At 68.3% G+C, this 18,998-nt stretch carries 15 protein-coding genes; all 15 read left to right on the top strand.

The window, feature by feature from the left end:
- The first annotated feature begins 5 nt into the window (after window positions 1–5).
- The 15 genes from bamA to kdsA all read left to right on the top strand — a co-directional run bounded on the left by bamA (window position 6) and on the right by kdsA (window position 18,898).
- Window positions 6–2,258 (top strand): outer membrane protein assembly factor BamA, encoded by a 2,253-nt coding sequence (gene bamA, locus ACERLL_RS13085; RefSeq protein WP_373656533.1) that lies wholly within the window; start codon window positions 6–8, stop codon window positions 2,256–2,258.
- 203 nt (window positions 2,259–2,461) lie between these two features.
- Entirely contained in the window at window positions 2,462–2,983 is a 522-nt protein-coding gene (locus tag ACERLL_RS13080) for an OmpH/Skp family outer membrane protein (protein WP_373656532.1), read from the top strand.
- On the top strand, window positions 2,983–4,032 hold the full coding sequence (gene lpxD / locus ACERLL_RS13075; protein ID WP_373656531.1) for a UDP-3-O-(3-hydroxymyristoyl)glucosamine N-acyltransferase: 1,050 nt from the start codon (window positions 2,983–2,985) through the stop codon (window positions 4,030–4,032). Before ACERLL_RS13080 ends, lpxD begins: the two co-directional genes overlap by 1 nt.
- A 22-nt stretch (window positions 4,033–4,054) precedes the next feature.
- Window positions 4,055–4,486 (top strand): 3-hydroxyacyl-ACP dehydratase FabZ, encoded by a 432-nt coding sequence (gene fabZ / locus ACERLL_RS13070; protein ID WP_373656590.1) that lies wholly within the window; start codon window positions 4,055–4,057, stop codon window positions 4,484–4,486.
- Window positions 4,487–4,490: 4 nt separating this feature from the next.
- Window positions 4,491–5,264, top strand: coding sequence for an acyl-ACP--UDP-N-acetylglucosamine O-acyltransferase (gene lpxA / locus ACERLL_RS13065; RefSeq protein ID WP_373656530.1), 774 nt, complete (start codon window positions 4,491–4,493; stop codon window positions 5,262–5,264).
- Entirely contained in the window at window positions 5,261–6,127 is an 867-nt protein-coding gene (locus ACERLL_RS13060; protein WP_373656529.1) for an LpxI family protein, read from the top strand. The genes lpxA and ACERLL_RS13060 overlap by 4 nt, the downstream gene beginning before the upstream one ends.
- On the top strand, window positions 6,124–7,119 hold the full coding sequence (locus tag ACERLL_RS13055; protein WP_373656528.1) for a Gfo/Idh/MocA family protein: 996 nt from the start codon (window positions 6,124–6,126) through the stop codon (window positions 7,117–7,119). Before ACERLL_RS13060 ends, ACERLL_RS13055 begins: the two co-directional genes overlap by 4 nt.
- 8 nt (window positions 7,120–7,127) lie before the next feature.
- On the top strand, window positions 7,128–8,216 hold the full coding sequence (locus ACERLL_RS13050; protein ID WP_373656589.1) for a DegT/DnrJ/EryC1/StrS family aminotransferase: 1,089 nt from the start codon (window positions 7,128–7,130) through the stop codon (window positions 8,214–8,216).
- On the top strand, window positions 8,213–9,412 hold the full coding sequence (lpxB, locus tag ACERLL_RS13045) for a lipid-A-disaccharide synthase (RefSeq protein WP_373656527.1): 1,200 nt from the start codon (window positions 8,213–8,215) through the stop codon (window positions 9,410–9,412). Before ACERLL_RS13050 ends, lpxB begins: the two co-directional genes overlap by 4 nt.
- 77 nt (window positions 9,413–9,489) lie before the next feature.
- Window positions 9,490–10,065: a ribonuclease HII gene (locus tag ACERLL_RS13040; RefSeq protein ID WP_373656588.1), complete on the top strand. Its 576-nt coding sequence runs from the start codon at window positions 9,490–9,492 to the stop codon at window positions 10,063–10,065.
- Between the two features lie 152 nt (window positions 10,066–10,217).
- Window positions 10,218–13,724 carry a DNA polymerase III subunit alpha gene (gene dnaE, locus ACERLL_RS13035; protein WP_373656526.1) on the top strand — a complete coding sequence of 1,169 codons (3,507 nt, stop codon included), beginning with the start codon at window positions 10,218–10,220 and terminating at the stop codon, window positions 13,722–13,724.
- Window positions 13,725–13,823: 99 nt separating this feature from the next.
- Window positions 13,824–14,786 carry an acetyl-CoA carboxylase carboxyltransferase subunit alpha gene (locus ACERLL_RS13030; protein ID WP_373656525.1) on the top strand — a complete coding sequence of 321 codons (963 nt, stop codon included), beginning with the start codon at window positions 13,824–13,826 and terminating at the stop codon, window positions 14,784–14,786.
- 142 nt (window positions 14,787–14,928) lie between these two features.
- On the top strand, window positions 14,929–16,401 hold the full coding sequence (gene tilS, locus ACERLL_RS13025; RefSeq protein ID WP_373656524.1) for a tRNA lysidine(34) synthetase TilS: 1,473 nt from the start codon (window positions 14,929–14,931) through the stop codon (window positions 16,399–16,401).
- Window positions 16,398–18,077, top strand: coding sequence for a CTP synthase (locus tag ACERLL_RS13020; protein WP_373656523.1), 1,680 nt, complete (start codon window positions 16,398–16,400; stop codon window positions 18,075–18,077). Before tilS ends, ACERLL_RS13020 begins: the two co-directional genes overlap by 4 nt.
- Entirely contained in the window at window positions 18,074–18,898 is an 825-nt protein-coding gene (gene kdsA, locus ACERLL_RS13015; protein WP_373656522.1) for a 3-deoxy-8-phosphooctulonate synthase, read from the top strand. Before ACERLL_RS13020 ends, kdsA begins: the two co-directional genes overlap by 4 nt.
- The last annotated feature ends 100 nt before the right edge of the window (window positions 18,899–18,998 follow it).

Below are 18,998 nucleotides of genomic sequence, written 5' to 3'. Positions count from 1 at the left end.
CAGTAGTGAGTACGGTGGTGGTCCTGATCGGGGTGCTCGTGGCCCCGGCGGCTTCGGCATTCACCGTGGACGCCATCGAGATTCGCGGTACCGGGCGGATCGAAAAAGGGACGGTGCGCAACTACCTGCCGGTGGAAGTGGGTGACGAGCTGGGCGCCGCGGCGGCGCGGCGGGCCATCCATTCCCTCTACGACACGGGCTTCTTCCGGGACGTACGCCTCCTACGGGAGAATGGCACCCTGGTGGTGGAGGTGGTGGAGAAGCCGGTGGTCACGGAGATCACCTTCGAGGGCCTGGAACAGCTCAAGGAGGAGCAGGTCCGCAAGGCCTTCAAATCCTTCGGTCTGGAGGACCGCAAGATGTTCTCCCGATCGGCGCTGCGCCGGGCGACCCTGGAGCTGGAGCGGCAATACAACGCCCAGGGCTACTACGCCGTCCAGGTGAACGCCGAGACCAAGTCGGCTGGCGAGGACGGGGTGCGGATCGCGTTCAAGATCCAGGAGGGAGAGCCCGCCAAGATCGCCCAGATCGAGATCGTGGGCAATCAGCGGTTCAGCGACGAGCTCCTGAAGGACCAGTTCAGCCTGACGGACTCGGCCGCCTTCGCCTTCCTCTCCGGCAAGGACCAGTATGCCCGCCAGCGCCTGATGGGGGATCTGGAGTCGCTGCGCTCCTACTACATGGACCGTGGCCACTTGAACTTCCAGATCGACTCCAGCCAGGTTCAGCTCTCCCCCAACCGCCAGCATGTCTTCGTCACCATCAACATCACCGAGGGCGACAAGTACCGGGTCAAGGGGCTCAGCTTCACCGGCAACACGGTGGTGCCCGAGGAGGAGCTATGGCCGCTGGTGCCCATGGAGGAGGGTGAGCTCTTCTCGCGGAGCCAGGTGCAGAAATCCGTGGAGGCCGTTTCCCGGCGGATCGGCGATGAAGGATTCGCCTTCGCCAATGTCACGCCTGTGCCCGATGTGGACGAGGAGGCCAATACGGTGGAGCTGGCCTTCCGGGTCTCGCCGGGACGGCGGGTCACGGTGCGCAGGATCCGCATCGAGGGCAACAGCCGCACCCAGGATCGGGTGATCCGACGGGAATTCCGCCAGATGGAGTCCGCCCGCTACCAGACCAGCAAGATCCAGCGCTCCAAGGAGCGCATCAACCGGCTCGGTTACTTCGAGGGGGTGAACCTGGAGACCCCCAGCGTTCCGGGGTCCGACCAGGCGGTGGATCTCAATCTGTCGGTGAAGGAGCGTCCAACGGGCCAGTTCAGCGTCGGCGTCGGCTATTCCGACGTCGAGGGGCTGCTGTTCACAAGCTCCATCAAGCAGAACAACCTGTTCGGGAGCGGGCAGCGGCTTTCCCTTCAGGCCGACGTGGGCGGCGTTAACCAGACCTTCAACCTCTCGCTCACGGAGCCCTATTTCACGGTGGACGGCATAAGCCTGGGTGCCGACGTCTACTACACGCAGCGCGATACCGACCGGCTCACCCTGTTCCGCTACAGCCAGGACCGTGCCGGCCTGGCCGGGCGGCTCGGCTTCCCCCTCTCCGAGTACTGGCGCGACAGCCTGCGGCTCGCCTTCGAGCAGACCGACACCAAGAGCGGCACTTTGGAGCTGGGCTCGCAGGAGGAGGAATTCCTGGGCCGGCAGGACCACATCCTGCTGCGGAACACGCTGACCTACGATTCGCGCGACTCCACCATCTTCCCGCGGGACGGCTGGAAGAACATCCTGCGCACGGAGGTGGCGCTCCCCGGCGGGGATACCCGCTACTTCAACCTGGGGGCGGAGTCCCACGTCTATTTCCCGGTGTTCTCGGCCTCCACCATCACGCTGGGGCTCCAGGTGGGCCGTCTCGAAGGCTACAACGGACAAGCCGTGCCCTTCTATGAGCGCTTCTACCTGGGCGGCGCCCGGAGCGTTCGCGGATTCGAAACCTACAGTCTCGGGCCGGAGGACGCGGACGGCGACCCGGTCGGCGGTGTGACGAAGCTGCAGGGGAACACGGAGTTCATCTTCCCCATCCCGGGTGCGCAGACCGCCCGGGGCATTCGCGGGGCGGTGTTCGCCGATACCGGATGGGTCTACGGGGATGACGAGTCCATAACGTCGGACAAGCTCCGGGCCTCGATGGGCATCGGTTTCCGCTGGTTCTCCCCGATGGGTCCGCTGCGGTTCGACTACGCGTGGCCCGTGGTCACCAAGCCCGGGGACGAGCTCCAGCGCTTCCAGTTCACCATCGGTACGCAGATCTAGGAGCTCGCTCCCGGCCTCGGACGGGCCACCCCCACAGGGAACCACCGGTGGACGTGCCGGAGCGCGTGCCACCGACCGGCTGCGCCGCAGGCCCGGCGCGCCGGGTCCGTGGCGAAGGGCGGACGGCGCCTCCCGCGGCGGAAGACGCATGGAAATACGCTGGCCCGAGGGCTTGCCGGGCTCGATACGAGAAGGAGCTAGATATGGGACGTTTTCTGGGTGCGGTATTCCTTCTGATTGCTGCCGTCGGCCTCGGGCCGGGTGCCGCTGCGGCGGCCGAGTACAAGATTGGTTATGTGGACGTTCGGCAGGTGGTGGAGAACTCCAGCAAGGCCCAGGCGGCACGCCAGGATCTGGAGACCAGGGTCCAGGACCGCCAAGCGGAGCTGAAGGAAAAGCAGCAGAAGATCCAGGAGCTCCGGAAGCAGCTAAAGCAGCAGTCCAGCCTCATGAGCGAGGAGCAGCGCAAGCAGAAGCAGCGTGAGCTCCAGCAGGCCATGCGGGAGCTGCGGCGCGCCCAGCAGGCGGCCCAGGAAGACATCGACGCCCAGAAGAACCAAGTCCTCCAGGACCTGTACGATCGCGTTTCCCAGATCATCAACCGAATCGGGGAGAATCAGGGGTACGATCTGATCCTTACCGGTCCGGCGGCCATGTACGTGGCGAACCGGGTGGATCTGACCCAGCGGGTCCTGGAGCAGCTCAACGCCAAGGGCGGCGAATAATGCCCCGAGCACCGCAAGCCCACACGGCCGGCGGTCTGGCCGAGCAGCTGGGACTGTCCCTCCGCGGCGACCGGGAGCGACCGGTCTCCGGAGCGGCACCCCTGGACAAGGCGGGCCCCGAGGACCTCTCCTTCCTGGCCAATCCCCGGTACCGGCAGCAGCTACTGGAAACCGCCGCCGGAGTGGTGATTGTCGCGCCCCAGGTGGCGGAGGCATCCCCGGCAACCGCCCTGGTGGCCGAAAACCCCTATGCCGCCTGGGCCCGGGCCCTGGAGTGCTTGTTCCCCGAACCCCGTCCGGAGCCGGGAATCCACCATTCCGTGGTCCTGGGCACCGATGCGGAAGTGGCCGAGGACGCACGACTGGAGGCCAACGTGGTGGTGGGTGCGGGCACCCGCATCGAGGCGGGTGCCTGGATTGAGGCCGGCAGCGTGGTGGGCGCCGATTGCGTGGTGGGCGCGGAAAGCCGTGTGGGCCCCAATGTGACCCTTTATTCCGGCACGGAGCTGGGCAAGCGGGTCCGCCTGCATTCGGGGGTGGTGCTTGGGGCCGACGGCTTCGGTCTCGCCCCGGAGGATGGTGCCTACCGCAAGATCCCTCAAGTGGGCCGGGTGGTGATCGAGGACGATGTGGAGATCGGGGCCAACAGCAGCGTGGACCGGGCGGCGCTGGAGGAAACCCGCGTCGGCCGCGGCACCAAGATCGATAACCTGGTGCAGATCGGCCACAATTGCCGTATAGGTGCCCACTGCATCCTGTCCGGACAGGCGGGCATTTCCGGCAGTACGGAGATCGGCGAGCACTGCACCCTGGCCGGGCAAACGGGCGTGGCCGGCCATCTGCACATCCCGCCCGGAACCACGCTTACCGCCAAGGCCGGCGTGATCAGCGAGATCCGGGAGCCCGGAGTATATTCCGGATTTCCCCACCAGCCCCATGGGGAATGGCGCCGGAGCCTGGCCGGACTGCGCCAGCTCCGGGGCCTGCGGGAGCGCCTCCAGGCATTGGAGCGAGCGGTGAAGGGAAACCCTGAAGGAGGAGATACCTAAAGTGGAGGCGAAATCGGACGATATGGGGATCGAGGGGATCCTAAGGCACCTGCCTCATCGATACCCCTTCCTGCTGGTGGACCGGATCCTGGACTGGGAGCCCGGAACCCGGATGACGGCCATAAAGAACGTGACCTTCAACGAGCCGTTCTTCGAGGGACACTTCCCCGATTTTCCCATAATGCCGGGGGTGCTCATCGTGGAGGCGCTGGTTCAGGTGGGTGGGCTGCTGGCCTGCAAATCCGAGCCCGAGGCGACCCAGGATAAGCACGTCTATTTCATGGGAATCGACAAGGCCCGTTTTCGGAAACCGGTCGTCCCCGGGGACCAACTGCACATGGAAGTCTCCGTGACCAAGCACCGGGGAAAGGTCTGGCAGTTCGATGCCGCCGCTTACGTCGACGGTGAGCGCGTGGCGGACGCCCAGCTAATGGCCACCATCACGGCGGACTGAAACCATGATTCACGAAACGGCATGGGTGGACCCCGCAGCGGATTTGGCTCCGGATGTGGAAGTCGGTCCCTTCTCGGTAATCGGACCGAACGTATCCCTCGAATCGGGTGCCTGGGTGGGTCCCCACGTGGTCATACAGGGCCACACGCGGATCGGTCCTGGCGTCCAGATTTTCCAGTTCGCCTCGGTGGGCGCCCCGCCGCAGGACAAGAAATTCGCCGGGGGGGAGACCCATCTGGAGGTGGGGGAGGGCACCATCATCCGCGAATCGGCCACCCTCCACGTGGGCACCGAGGAAGGTGGCGGCGTGACCCGGGTGGGCGAGCACGTACTTGTGATGGCCTACGTGCACGTGGCCCATGACTGCCAGGTAGGAGACAACGTGGTGCTTTCCAACGCGGTGACGCTCGCCGGGCACGTCACCGTCGGGGAGCGCGCCATCATCGGCGGCATGACCGCTGTGCACCAGTTCTGCGACATCGGTCCCTACGCCTTTGTCGGCGGGGCATCGGCGGTCTCCATGGACGTGCCGCCATTCGCCTCGGTGGCCGGCAATCGCGCCCGCCTGTACGGCCCTAATACCGTGGGCCTGGACCGGGCCGGGTTCCCCAAGGAGACCATCGATGGCCTGAAACGGGCCTTCAAGGCGCTGTTCCATCGGCGCCGGCCCCGGGAGGAGGCGCTGGCCGAGGTGGAGGCCAGCAGCGACGCCGAGATCCCCGAGGTGCAGCAGGTGATGACCTTTCTGCGCAAGTCCGAGCGCGGGGTGGTGCGGTGACCTCTGCGCACCACCCCGGTGTGATTGGCCTTATCGCCGGGTACGGACGCTTCCCGCTCCTCTACGCCGACAACCTCCGCACCCAGGGATACCGGGTCTTCTGCGCGGCCATCCGCGAGGAGAGCGACCCCGCCATAGGCGAGCACGTGGATGAGCTGGTGTGGCTGCGCCTGGGCCAGCTCGGCAAGCTCATCGAGGCCTTCCGCAAGGCGGGCGTGGAAGAAGCGGTCATGGCGGGCAAGGTGCACAAGACCCGTATCTACAAGCTCCGCCCCGACCTGCGTGCCGTCAAGCTCATGGCCCGCGCTCCCGACTTCAAGGACGACACCCTCCTCGGTGCGGTGGCCGACGAGCTGGATCGGGCCGGTATACGCTTGGTTTCCTCCATCGAGCACGCCGGCGTGCTGCTGCCCGGACCGGGGACCCTGACCCGCCGTGAGCCGAGCAAAACCGAGCGGGGGGACATCGCCTTCGGCTGGGGATTGGCCAAGAACATCGCCGGCCTCGACATCGGCCAGAGCGTTGTGATCAAGGAGCGCTCCGTCATGGCTGTGGAGGCCATCGAGGGCACCGATGCCGCCATCCGCCGGGGGGCCGAGCTGGGCGGGGGCGGCGTCACCGTGGTGAAGGTGGCCAAGCCCGGCCAGGACGTGCGCTTCGACGTGCCCACGGTGGGCGTGGACACCATCGAGATCATGGCGCGGGCGGGAGCCACCTGCCTGGCCCTGGAGGCGGGCCTGACGCTGGTTCTGGATCGTTCGGAAATGGTGGCGGCCGCCGAAGCGGCGGGCATCAGCATTGTACTGGAAGCGCCGCAGGCGGATGCCGCCCGCGGCCAGGAAGGGAGCCGCATTCCATCATGAGTGAGTCGTTGAGAGCCGGGGTGGTGGGAGTGGGCAGCCTGGGCCGCTATCACGCCCAGAAATACGCCGCCCACGCCGGCGCCGAGCTGGTGGGCGTCTTCGATCCCGACTCCGATCGGGCCGCCGACGTTGCCGGCGAGATTGGGTGCCGGTCCTACGGGGATCTGAACGCCCTGCTTGCGGAGGTGGATGCGGTCACCGTGGCCGCCCCCACCGAGGTGCACCGGGAGCTGGGGGTGGCGGCCCTGGAGGCCGGGGTGCACGTGCTCATGGAGAAGCCCCTGGCCGCCACCCTCGAGGAAGCGGATGCCCTCCTCGAGGCCGCGGACCGTTCCGGGCGGGTGCTGCAGGTGGGACACCTGCTGCGCTTTCACCCGGGCGTGCGGCGGATCGCGGAGCACGGTTGGGACCGCCAGCCGCCCCGCTATCTGGAGGCCAGTCGGCTCAATACCTTCCAGCCGCGCTCGCTGGACATCGACGTGATCCTGGACCTCATGGTCCACGATCTGGACCTGATCCTGAACTGGGTGCAGGCGCCCGTGGCGGAGGTGCGCGCCATCGGCATTCCCGTGGTCACCGAAAAGGTGGACATGGCGAATGCGCGCATCGCCTTCGCCAACGGGGCGGTGGCCAACGTCACCGCCTCCCGGGTGGCCCGCAAACAGGTCCGGGAGGTGCGCATGTTCCAGCCGCATCGCTATGTCTCCGTGGATTTCGTGGACAGCGCCATGGGCGTGTACGAGCTGGACGATGGCGCCGCCGAGGGCCCGGTGCCCGGGGCCCGGGGCACGCAGGAGGCCCTGGAGGCCCGGGATCTGCTCGCCGAGGAGGTGGCCATGTTCCTGGCTGCCTGCCGGGGGAGGATTTCCGACGGCGTTTCCGGCATCGAGGGCCGCGCCGCGCTGGACCTGGGCCTGCGGGTGCGCACCGCCATCGACGATCACTTTCAGCGCTACGGCATTCCAGCCGACCTCGAGGAGGAATCGTTTTGAGCATCCCCATGGTGGACCTGAAGCAGCAGATGGCTTCCCTCATGGAGGAGGTGGAGCCGGAGGTGCGCGAGGTCCTGGAGACGGGCCAGTTCATCATGGGGCCCCGGGGCAAGGCCTTCGAGAGCGAGGCGGCCGAATTCCTGGGCGTGCAGCGGGCGGTGGGGGTGGCCTCCGGGACGGACGCCCTGCACTTGGCCCTGCGGGCCGCCGGCGTGGGACCGGGAGACGAGGTGATCACGAGCCCTTTCACCTTCGCCGCCACCGCGGAGGCCATCCTCTACACGGGCGCCCGCCCCGTGTTCGCCGATGTGGATCCCCACAGCTACAACCTCGACCCGGAGGCGGTGGCCGCGGCGGTGAGCAAGCGGACGCGCGCCCTGCTGCCGGTGCACCTGTTCGGCCAGCCGGTGGACATGGAGGCGCTGGACGCCGTCGCGGCGAAGCACGGCCTGGCCGTCATCGAGGACTGCGCCCAGAGCTTCGGCGCCGCACGGCAGGGCCGCACCACGGGAGCCTGGGGGCTGGCCGGCGCCTTCAGCTTCTTCCCCAGCAAGAACCTGGGCGGCGCGGGAGACGGCGGCCTCATCACCACCAATGAGGAGGACGTGGCCGACCACCTGCTTCGGCTGCGCAATCACGGCTCCAGCCGGCCCTACTTCCATGACGAGCTGGGCTTCAACAGCCGCCTCGACGAGCTGCAGGCGGTGGTGCTGCGGGCCAAGCTCAAGCGCATCCGCGCCTACAACGAGGGCCGCCGGCGGGTGGCCATGGCCTATCGGCGTAATCTGGCTAGCGCCGCGGTGACGCTACCCGCCGAGGTAGAGGAGGGGGCGCACGTCTACCACCAGTTCGTGCTCCAGGCGGAGAACCGCGAGGAGATCCGGGAGGCCCTCCAAGCCGCGGAGATCGCCTCGGCCGTCTACTATGCCGTGCCGCTCCACCGCCAGCCCGCCTTCGCCGACGCGGCGGGCGGTGATGCCTGTCCCGTGGCCGACCGTCTGGCGGAGCGGGTGCTGGCCCTGCCCATGTTCCCCGAGCTGAGCAAGGAGGACGTGGAGCGGATCTCCACCGTGGTAGCGGAGACCGCCCGGTCGTGAGCGGACCCACCGCCTCCCTGGCCGAGCGGTCCGACGCAGCAGGTGCGTCGGTTGGAGGCCCACGCCGGGTAATGGTGGTCGCCGGGGAGGCTTCCGGCGACCGCATCGCCGCCGGGCTTATCCGCGAAATGAGGGCCCGGGAGCCCGAGGTTCGCTTCGAGGGCGTGGCCGGCCCGGCCATGGAGGCCGCTGGCTGCCGGGCGCTGTTCCCCTCGGATCAGCTTGCAGTCGTGGGCCTTACCGAGGTGCTGCGCCATTTCGGCGATATCCGACGGGTGTTCAAGGGGCTCAAGTCCCGGCTCCGCGAGGCTTCGCCCGACCTGTTGGTGTGCGTGGACGCGCCCGACTTCAACCTGCGCCTGGCCAAGGTTGCCCAGAAGTTCGGCGTGCCGGTGGTCTATTACGTGAGTCCCCAGGTATGGGCGTGGCGACGCGGCCGGGTGCACAAGATTGGCCGGATCGTCGACCACATGATGGTCATCTTCCCCTTCGAGACCGAGGTCTACGAACAGGCGGGAGTGCCAGTCACCTACGTGGGCAACCCCCTGATCGAGCGCATCCCGGCCGTTCCGGACCGGGAGCAGGCGCGGGCTGCCCTCGGCCTGCCGGCGAATGCGCCGGTGGTGGCCCTGCTTCCGGGAAGCCGGCGGTCCGAGGTGCTGCGCATGGGGCCGGTGCTGCTCCGGACCGCCGAGCTGCTCGCGGATCTTCACCCGGACGCGCATTTCGTGCTCCCGGTGGCCGGGCCCGCCGTGGGCGAGGTGCTCGACGAGCTTTTGACCGAGTATGCGCCGCCCAATTTCCACCGCGTGGAGGATAGTCTGTCCGCCACCGCGGCGGCCGATTGCGCGGCGGTGACCTCGGGCACGGCCACCCTGGAAACCGCGGTGGTGGGGACACCGCTGGTGGTGCTCTACAAGCTGTCCCCGATCACCTTCTGGCTGGCCCGGCGCCTAGTGCAGGTGCCCCATATCGGCATGGTCAATCTCGTGGCGGGCCGGGAGGTGGCGCCCGAGCTCATCCAGGAGGACGCCGAGCCCGAACGGCTCGCGGAGGAGCTGGGAAGATATCTGGCCGACCCGCAGGCGCGGGAGCGGGCACGGGCGGATCTGGCCGGCGTCCGGGCCACCCTGGGCGAGAACCCCTCGGCGGGGGCCGCCGAGGTGGTGCTCCGCTACGTGCGGAGGGAGGCCTGAAAGTGGCCGGCACCGAGCCTCCGACACAGCTCGGCCTCGCTCTGGAGGAGGCGGACGGTGCGTGCTGCAGCGTGCTGGTGCGCCCGCGCGGGACGGCCGGGGAATTCCGTCCCGTGGTCGGCGTCGACGAGGCGGGCAGGGGGCCCCTGGCCGGTCCTGTGGTGGCCGCCGCGGTGGCGTTGCCCACCCCCAACACGGTGGCCGGACTGACGGACTCCAAGAAGTTGTCCCAGAAACGGCGCGAAGCCCTGCACGGGGCCCTGCTGGCGGGGGCGGCCGCCGCGGGTCTGGGCTGGGCGGAGCCGGACGAGATCGATGCGGTGAACGTCCTGCAGGCCACCCATCGGGCCATGGAGCGGGCCGTGTCCGCCGTCGGCCTTCCCGGAGCCCACGTGCGGATCGACGGCAGCTCCCGCCCGTCGGGTCTTCCCGACGCCGAGTGCATCGTCGGCGGGGATCTCAGCGACCAGGCCATTTCCGCCGCCTCCATTCTGGCCAAGGTGACCCGGGACCGCTGGATGGCGGCATACGACACCCGGTACCCGGGGTACGGCTTCGCGTCCCACAAGGGCTACGGGACCGCCGACCACCGGGCGGCCCTGGCGCGGCTGGGCCCTTCGCCCATCCATCGGCGCTCCTTCAAAACCTCCTGATTCCCTTGCCCTCTCGGCGGTCCGCAAGCAGCCGCCCCGGTCGTCGTCGTCGGCCTGTTGGTTTAAAGTAGTGGGGCGAAGCGGGCAGGACCGGCCCGGCGGCCATCCGCGCCTTTCTTTCCTTCAACGCCGAATCCGGGTAGCAGGTGCCCATGACCACGCCTCCCTTCGTCCATCTCCATGTCCATTCGGAATTCTCCCTGGTGGACGGCACCCTGCGGGTGCCGGAGCTCATCAAGCGCGTCAAGGACATGGGCATGCCCGCCGTGGCCCTCACCGACCACGGCAACCTGTTCGCCCTGGTGAAGTTCTACAACAAGGCCCTGGCGGCCGGCATCAAGCCCATCATCGGCTCCGAGGTGTGGGTGGAGGGCGAGGGCAAATCCCCCCTGTCCCACCTGGTCCTGCTCGCCCGCGACCGCACCGGTTACGACAACCTGGTGCAGCTCTCCTCCAAGGGCTACCTGGAAGGGCAGGAGCGCGGCCAGCCGAGGGTCTCCCACCAGTGGCTCCGGGAGTACGGACAGGGCATCATCGCCCTGTCCGCCAACCTGGAAGGGGAGGTGGGCTACTGGCTGGCGCGCGGCAACATGGAGGCCGCCGAGGCAGCGGCCGCCTACTACGCGGAGCTGTTTCCCGCCGGCTTCTACCTGGAGCTGCAGCGCACGGGACGGACCGGCCAGGAGGCGGTGAACCAGGGGAGCATGGAGATCGCCCACCGGCTCGATCTCCCGGTGGTGGCCACCAACAACGTACATTTCGCCGAGACCGACGAGATGGAGGCCCACGAGGTGCGGGTGGCCATCGCCGAGGGCACCACCCTGGAGCGCCGCGGCGAGGACGCCCGACGCCATACCGAGCAGAATCACCTGCGCACCGGCGACGAGATGATCGCCCTGTTCGAGGACGTGCCGGAGGCAGTGGCCAACGCCGGCCATATCGCCGCACGCTGCAACGTGGAGCTCTCCTTCGGCACTCCGTACCTGCCCGACTATCAGCCGCCGGACGGCAGCAGCATTGAGGCGTACTTCCCCGAGGCGGCGCGCGACGGCCTGAAGGAGCGCTTCCCGCAGATCCTCGCGCGGATCCCGGAGGAGCGGCACGAGGAAGTCCGCGACGAGTACTGGCGCCGCCTGGAGCGCGAGATCGGCATCATCGACCAGATGGGCTTCCCCGCCTACTTCCTGATCGTGGCCGACTTCATCCAATGGGCCAAGGACAACGACGTGCCGGTGGGGCCCGGGCGGGGCTCCGGTGCCGGCTCGCTGGTGGCCTTCGCCCTCAAGATCACCGACATCGACCCCATCCGCTACGGGCTGCTGTTCGAGCGCTTCCTGAACCCGGAGCGGGTCTCCATGCCGGACTTCGACGTGGACTTCTGCATGGAGAAGCGCGACCGGGTCATCGATTACGTGGCGGAGAAGTACGGTCGCGACAAGGTGGCGCAGATCATCACCTACGGCGCCATGAAGGCGAAGGCGGTGGTGCGCGACGTGGGCCGGGTGCTGGGCCATCCCTACGGCTACGTGGACAAGATTGCCAAGCTGGTGCCCGGGGATCTGGGCATGACGCTCAACAAGGCGCTGGAGCAGGAGGAGGACCTGCGCGAGCGTTACGACAACGAGGAGGACGTGGCCACCCTCATCAACCTCGGCTGCAAGCTGGAGGGTCTGGCGCGCAACGCCGGCACTCATGCCGGCGGCGTCCTGATCTCGCCCTCGACGCTCACCGACTTCGTGCCGCTGTTCAAGGAAGCCGACGGCGAAACCGTCACCTCCCAGTTCGATAAGGACGACGTCGAGGAAGCCGGGCTGGTGAAGTTCGACTTCCTGGGCCTGCGCACCCTGACGGTGATCGACAAGGCGGTGAGCCTGGCCAACCGGACCCGCGCCAACCACGGCGAGGCTCCGCTGGACATGGACGAAATCCCCATGGACGACGGGGATACCTTCCGGCTCCTGCAGCGCTGCGACACCACCGCGGTGTTTCAGCTGGAGTCCTCGGGGATGAAGGAGCTCATCCAGCGCCTGCAGCCGGACCGCTTCGAGGACCTCATCGCCCTGGTGGCGCTCTATCGCCCGGGCCCGCTGGAGTCCGGCATGGTGGACGACTACGTGGAGCGCCGCCACGGCCGCGACCGCGACTGGGACTATCCGCTGCCGCAGCTGGAGCCGATCCTCAAGGAGACCTACGGCGTCATCCTGTACCAGGAGCAGGTGATGCAGATCGCCCAGGTGCTCGGCAACTACAGCCTGGGCGCGGCCGACCTGCTGCGCCGGGCCATGGGCAAGAAGAAGCCCGAGGAGATGGCCAAGCAGCGCGAGATCTTCCTGGCCGGGGCCCGCGAGAACAGCATCGACGACGCCAAGGCTACCTACATCTTCGACCTGATGGAGAAGTTCGCCGGCTACGGCTTCAACAAGTCGCACTCGGCCGCCTACGCGCTGCTCTCCTACCGCACCGCCTTCCTGAAGGCCCATTATCCCGCCGAGCTCATGGCCGCAGTGCTGTCCTCGGACATGAACAACACCGACAAGGTGGTGAACTTCATCGGCGACTGCCGGCAGATGGACATCGAGGTGCTGCCGCCCGATATCAACGCCTCGGATCTGGAGTTCACCGTGGAGGACCCGTCCCTGCACGATCCGGAGGGCGAGGGGCGGGCCCGGGGCTATGTGCGTTACGGTCTGGGCGCCATCAAGGGCGCCGGGGAAGCCGCCCTGGAGGCCATTCTCGCCGAGCGCGCTGCTAACGGGTCCTTCAGCGACCTGTTCGAGCTGGCGAGCCGGGTCGATCTGCGCAAGGCCAACAAGCGGGTGGCCGAGGCCCTGATCCGCGCGGGGGCCATGGACTGTCTGGCGCCCAGCCGGGCGGCCCTGCTGGAGGTGCTGGACGACGCCTTCGAGGAAGGGGTCCGGGTCCAGCAGGACATGGCCGTTGGCCAGGACAGCCTGTTCGGCGATGCGGAGCCCGTCACCGTCGGCGTCTACCCGGAGGTGGAGGAGCTGCCCAGCGCGGTGCGGCTGCGGGGCGAGAAAAGCACGCTCGGCCTGTACCTCTCCGGCCATCCCCTGGACGACCGCATGGAGGAGCTTGGCGAGCTTACCCCGGGACGCATCCGCGACATCGCCCCGGCGGAGGGGGACAACGTGGTGATCGCGGGGCTCGTGGCCAGCCTCAAGGAGATCAATAACCGGCGCGGCGAGCGGATGGCCTTCGTGAACCTGGAGGACCCCTCCGGACGGGCGGAGGTGGTGGTGTTCGCCGAGGCCTACGGCGCCGTGCGGGACTGGCTGCGCGGCGACGAGCCCCTGGCGGTGGTGGAGGGACGCGCCGCCCCGGACGAGCAGACGGGGGGCTACAAGGTTACCGCCGAACGTGTCATGACCCTGGAGGAGGCACGGATCGAGCGGGCCCGGCAGCTGGAGCTGGAGCTCTCCGGAACGGCGCTGGGGCCCGATGAGGTGCAGCGCCTGGGCATGCTGCTTGCCGATTACCCCGGGAACTGCCCGGTGACCATCGATTACCGGATCCCGGGCCGGGCCCTGGTGCGGCTGCGCATGCCCGATCCGGTGCGCCCCGAGCCGGCCCTGCTGCAGTCCCTGACCCCGCTTGTAGGGGGGGCGGGTATGCAGCTCCGCTTTCATCGGGAATCCTAGGACGGTTATAATCTTGCGGTTTATGTGACCGTCCCGCGCGGCAAAGGGGGAGGGTCCGCGAACGGACCCGTAAAGGGTAGCAACCGAGGGCGTCAGGGTATGAATAATCGTTTTCTCGATTTCGAGCAGCCGATCGCCGAGCTGGAGGCCAAGATCGAAGAGCTGCGCTATGTCACCGATGAGCCCGACCTGAACATCGGTGAGGAAATCGAGCGTCTGGAGCGGAAGAACCGTCGTCAGACCGAGAAGATCTACGGCAGTCTGACGCCCTGGCAGGTGTCCCAGGTGGCCCGCCATCCCCTTCGTCCCTACACCCAGGACTATCTGAGCCGGATGTTCGAGGGGTTCCGCGAGCTCCACGGCGACCGGGCCTTCGGCGACGATCCGGCGATCATCGGGGGCATTGCCCGCCTGGACGGACGCTCGGTCATGATTATCGGCCACCAGAAGGGTCGGGACACCAAGGAGAAGATCCGGCGCAACTTCGGCATGCCGCGTCCGGAGGGGTACCGCAAGGCCCTGCGCCTGATGAAGCTGGCCGAGAAGTTCCGCCTGCCCGTGCTGACCTTCATCGACACCCCGGGGGCCTACCCCGGCGTGGGCGCGGAGGAGCGGGGCCAGAGCGAGGCCATCGCCCGCAACCTGCGCGAGATGGCACGCCTGCGCACGCCCATCATTGCCACCGTCATCGGCGAGGGCGGAAGCGGCGGGGCGCTGGGGATCGGCGTGGGCGATCAGGTGCTCATGCTCCAGTATTCCACCTATTCGGTCATCAGCCCCGAAGGCTGTGCCTCCATTCTCTGGAAGGACAGCGGCCGGGCGGAGGAATCCGCCGAGGCCATGGGCATCACCGCCGAGCGCGTACACCGCTCCGGCCTGATCGACGAGGTGATCGATGAGCCCCTCGGAGGGGCGCATCGGGACCCCGAGGGCATGGCGCAGCGGCTGCGTACCGTGCTGGCCGGGCACGCGGAACGGCTCCTGGCCCGCCCGGTGGATGAGCTGCTGGAGGAGCGGTACCGGCGGCTGATGTCCGCCGGGTCCTTCGACGAGGAAGCCTGAGGCGGACGCGCGGACTCCCGCCTTCGGGGCATCGCCGGGCTTCGGTCGCAGCGGTGGTTGCCGCCGCGTACCGCGACTTCGTTCTCTGTCCTTTCGGGGAGCCCGCCGCGCCGGGACACTACCGCCTCGAGCGGGGGTCGCCATGCTGCCCAAGCATCCCCTGCGGGACCGCTTCCTGGCCCGCCTGGATTCCCACTTGCGCCGGGATCTGGCCGTTCCGGACGGCAGCCGGTTGTGGATCGCCTTCAGCGGCGGAGTGGATTCCACCGCGCTTCTGGCCGGGCTGGCCGCCCTGGGGCCTGTGCGCGGTTACGACCTCCGGGCGGCGCATGTCCATCACGGCATGAATCCGGAGGCTGATTCCTGGGCGCGTACCTGCGCCGAGACTTGCGCGCGCCTGGGCGTCCCCCTGGAGCCGCTGCGCTGGACCGGCGAGGTTCCGTCCGGGCAAAGCCCGGAGGCCGCTGCACGGACGGGGCGCTATGCCCTACTGGCCTCGGTGCTCGCCTCCGGAGACTGGCTCCTGACCGCCCATCAGGCCGATGACCAGGCCGAGACGGTGCTGATGTTCCTCGCCCGCGGCGCCGGCCTGGATGGTCTGTCGGGTATCGAGCGCAAGCGGGCGTTCGGTGTGGGCTGGCTGGCCCGACCATTGCTACCGTTCACCCGGGCCGAGCTCCACGGGTTCGTGGCGGCCTGCAGCCTCCCGGCCGTGGCCGACCCCACCAATCGCGACCCGCGACTGGCCCGGGCGCGTACCCGCCACCAGCTTCTCCCCTGCCTGCGTGAAGCCATGGGGCAGGGGGTGGCGGAATCAGTGGCCCGCTCCGCGGATCTCTTGCAGGACGCCCGGGCGGTCCTGGAGGACGCCGTTGGTGGCCACCTGGCGGAGGTGCGTCCGGACGCCGCGGCTCCCGGGCTCCTGGATGCGGAAGCGCTCCGCGTCCTGGAGCCCCACTTGGGCCGTCACGTACTGCGGGCGGCCCTTCGCGAGGCGGATCTGCCCTTGCCGGAGCGGGCCATACTGGAGCAAGTGCGTGATCTGGCCGCCCCAGAAAAGGGCAGCGGCACCGTGGTCTGGTCCGGGGGCTCCGCCTACCGTGCCGGGAGCCGCCTGCTGCTCGGGGCTGCGCCCCGCGGCGGGGCTGCGCCCGGGGCCTGGGAGCTTGCGGCGGGTCCATTGTTCTGGGAGCCGCTGGGCCTCACCCTCCAGGCGGAGCTGGGCTGTGCCGAAGGCCCGCTACCGGATCCGGAGCGGGGCCTGATGCTGGACGCTGGCGCGGCGGGCTCCGTGGTGGGGCTCCGAGCCCCGTGGCCCGGGGAACGGGTACGGCCTGCCGGGGGCGGCCCGGATCGTCCCCTGCGGGAGCTGTTGCGGGCGGCCGGTGTGCCGGTGGCGATCCGCGACCGGGTGCCCTTGTTGACGGACGAGGCCGGGCGCACTCTTGCGGTGGCCGGCGTGGCCACCACGGAAGCGGGAGCCGTCCGGCCGGGGTGTCCCGCTTGGCACATTACGCTTTATTGGCAAAACGGGCCCTGGCTGAGGGCGGTCTCCGCGGAATCGGGGACAGGTGCCCCGCAGAGCGGCACGAGCGAGGAACGGAAAGGCGAATGAGCGAAAGCATGGGTCCACAGGCAGAAGGCCGCCACACCAAATTCATCTTCATCACCGGCGGGGTGGTTTCCTCCCTGGGCAAGGGGATCGCATCCGCCTCGCTCGGTGCCCTGCTGGAGGCCCGGGGGCTGAAGGTGACCTTCCAGAAGCTGGATCCCTACATAAACGTGGATCCGGGCACCATGAGCCCCTTTCAGCACGGTGAGGTGTTCGTGACCGCCGACGGCGCCGAGACCGATCTGGACCTGGGGCATTACGAGCGCTTTTCCCATACCCGCATGTCCGCCCGTAACAATTTCACGACGGGGCAGATCTACGATTCGGTGATCAAGAAGGAGCGCCGGGGTGACTACCTGGGCGGGACCGTGCAGGTGATCCCCCATATCACCGACGAGATCAAGGACTGCATCCTCGCGGTGGGCGACGGCGCGGATGTGGCCCTGATCGAGATCGGGGGCACGGTGGGCGATATCGAATCGCTGCCCTTCATGGAGGCGATCCGCCAGCTGGGCGTGGAGCTGGGCCCCGGGAACTGCCTGTACATCCACCTCACGCTGGTCCCCTTCATCCCGTCGGCCGGCGAGATGAAGACCAAGCCCACCCAGCATTCCGTGAAGGAGCTGCGCGAGATCGGTATCCAGCCGGATGTGCTGCTGTGCCGGGCGGATCGCGAGATCCCCGCCGACCAGCGCCGCAAGATGGGGCTGTTCTGCAACGTGCCGGAGCGGGCCGTGATCACCGCCCTGGACGTGGACACCATCTACAAGGTGCCGCTGGTCTACCATGGCCAGGAGCTGGACAGCATCGTCCTCGACAAGCTCGGTGTCGAGGCGGGGCCGCCCAATCTGGCTCCCTGGGAGCGGATCGTGGACGCCCTGGAGCGGCCGGATGCAGAGGCCGAGGTGGCCATGGTGGGCAAGTACGTGGAGCTCACCGAGTCCTACAAGTCCCTCAACGAGGCCCTGACGCACGCCGGCATTCAGCACCGTGCGCGGGTCAAGGTCCGCTATGTGGATGCCGAGGCCATCGAGCGCGACGGCGCGGCGGCCCATCTGGATGGCGTGCACGCCGTGCTGGTGCCCGGCGGCTTCGGCGAGCGGGGTAGCGAGGGCAAGATCGCCGCCATCTCCCATGCCCGGACCCGGCAGGTGCCCTATTTGGGGATCTGCCTGGGCATGCAGCTGGCGGTGGTGGAGTTCGCCCGCAACGCGGCTGGGCTGGAAGGCGCGGGCAGCACCGAGTTCAACCAGGAGGTGGCCCACCCGGTCATCGCCCTGCTGACGGAGTGGATGACCGAGGAAGGGCATCTCATCACCCGCGAGGCGGAGAGTGACCTAGGCGGCACCATGCGCCTCGGCGAGTACCCCTGCATCCTGGAGGAGGGCTCTTCGGTGCGCGCCGCCTACGGGGAGGAGGAGATCGTGGAGCGCCACCGCCACCGGTACGAGTTCAACAACCAGTACTACCATCTGCTCCACGATGCCGGCCTGCAATTCACGGGGAGCACCGTGGACGGGACCCTCAAGGAGGTGGTGGAGGTGCCGGACCACCCCTGGTTCGTGGCCTGCCAGTTCCACCCCGAGTTCACATCACGGCCCATGGAGGGTCACCCACTGTTCACGGCCTTCCTGGGTGCGGCGCTCGCCCACCGGAAGCGTACGGAGGAGTCTGCATGAAGAACCTCTGTGGTTTTCCCATCGGCGGCGACCAGCCCTTTTTCCTGATCGCCGGTCCCTGCGCCATCGAGGGACGCGGCCACGCCCTGGAGACCGCCGCGCGGCTGCGCGACATCTGCGAAGGGCTGGGCATCCCGCTCATCTACAAGTCCAGCTTCGACAAGGCGAACCGCAGCTCCACGAAGTCCTTCCGCGGCGTGGGCATGGACGAGGGCCTGGAGATCCTGGCGGCGATACGCCAGGAGGTGGGGGTTCCGGTGCTCACCGATGTCCACACCCCGGACCAGGCCGGTCCGGTGGCGGAGGTGGTGGATGTCCTGCAGACCCCCGCGTTCCTGTGCCGGCAGACGGATTTCATCCAAGCGGTGGCGGCCACCGGCAAGCCGGTGAACATCAAGAAGGGGCAGTTCCTGGCCCCGTGGGACATGGGCAACGTGGTGGACAAGGCCCGGGAGGCGGGCAACGACAGCATCATGGTCTGCGAGCGCGGGGCGAGCTTCGGCTACAATAATCTGGTCTCGGACATGCGCTCCCTGGCGGTGATGCGGGAGACGGGCGCGCCGGTGGTGTTCGACGCCACCCATTCCGTCCAGCTTCCCGGTGGACAGGGGGGCGCATCCGGCGGACAGCGGGAGTTCGTCCCGGTGCTGGCGTCCGCGGCCGCCGGTGCGGGGGTGGATGGCCTGTTCATGGAGACCCACGAGGACCCCGATTCCGCGCCCAGCGATGGTCCGAACATGTGGCCCCTGGACCGGATGGAGGGGCTGCTTAAGCGCCTGCTTGCGATCCACAACGCGGCGCGGTCGGTGCCGAGTCCCTGAGTCCGAGCCCAGAAAATAAGAATACGCCAAGAAGCCAAGGTGCCGAGAAGACAAAACAGAAAGATCCGGATGGCCTTTGCAGGGCCGGCCAGGTCGCTAC

The organism is Thiohalorhabdus sp. Cl-TMA (assembly GCF_041821045.1).
Taxonomy (GTDB): Bacteria; Pseudomonadota; Gammaproteobacteria; order Thiohalorhabdales; family Thiohalorhabdaceae; genus Thiohalorhabdus; species Thiohalorhabdus methylotropha.
Note: the sequence above shows the minus strand (reverse complement) of the source record. Positions and strands in the feature narration are given on the sequence as shown.

Excerpts from the sequence above, each read along its gene's own strand:
- ACERLL_RS13080 (WP_373656532.1), top strand. The coding sequence starts at position 2,462 with ATGGGACGTTTTCTGGGTGCGGTATTCCTTCTGATTGCTGCCGTCGGC.
- lpxD (WP_373656531.1), top strand. The coding sequence starts at position 2,983 with ATGCCCCGAGCACCGCAAGCCCACACGGCCGGCGGTCTGGCCGAGCAG.
- fabZ (WP_373656590.1), top strand. The coding sequence starts at position 4,055 with ATGGGGATCGAGGGGATCCTAAGGCACCTGCCTCATCGATACCCCTTC.
- lpxA (WP_373656530.1), top strand. The coding sequence starts at position 4,491 with ATGATTCACGAAACGGCATGGGTGGACCCCGCAGCGGATTTGGCTCCG.
- ACERLL_RS13055 (WP_373656528.1), top strand. The coding sequence starts at position 6,124 with ATGAGTGAGTCGTTGAGAGCCGGGGTGGTGGGAGTGGGCAGCCTGGGC.
- ACERLL_RS13050 (WP_373656589.1), top strand. The coding sequence starts at position 7,128 with ATGGTGGACCTGAAGCAGCAGATGGCTTCCCTCATGGAGGAGGTGGAG.
- dnaE (WP_373656526.1), top strand. The coding sequence starts at position 10,218 with ATGACCACGCCTCCCTTCGTCCATCTCCATGTCCATTCGGAATTCTCC.
- ACERLL_RS13030 (WP_373656525.1), top strand. The coding sequence starts at position 13,824 with ATGAATAATCGTTTTCTCGATTTCGAGCAGCCGATCGCCGAGCTGGAG.
- tilS (WP_373656524.1), top strand. The coding sequence starts at position 14,929 with ATGCTGCCCAAGCATCCCCTGCGGGACCGCTTCCTGGCCCGCCTGGAT.
- ACERLL_RS13020 (WP_373656523.1), top strand. The coding sequence starts at position 16,398 with ATGAGCGAAAGCATGGGTCCACAGGCAGAAGGCCGCCACACCAAATTC.
- kdsA (WP_373656522.1), top strand. The coding sequence starts at position 18,074 with ATGAAGAACCTCTGTGGTTTTCCCATCGGCGGCGACCAGCCCTTTTTC.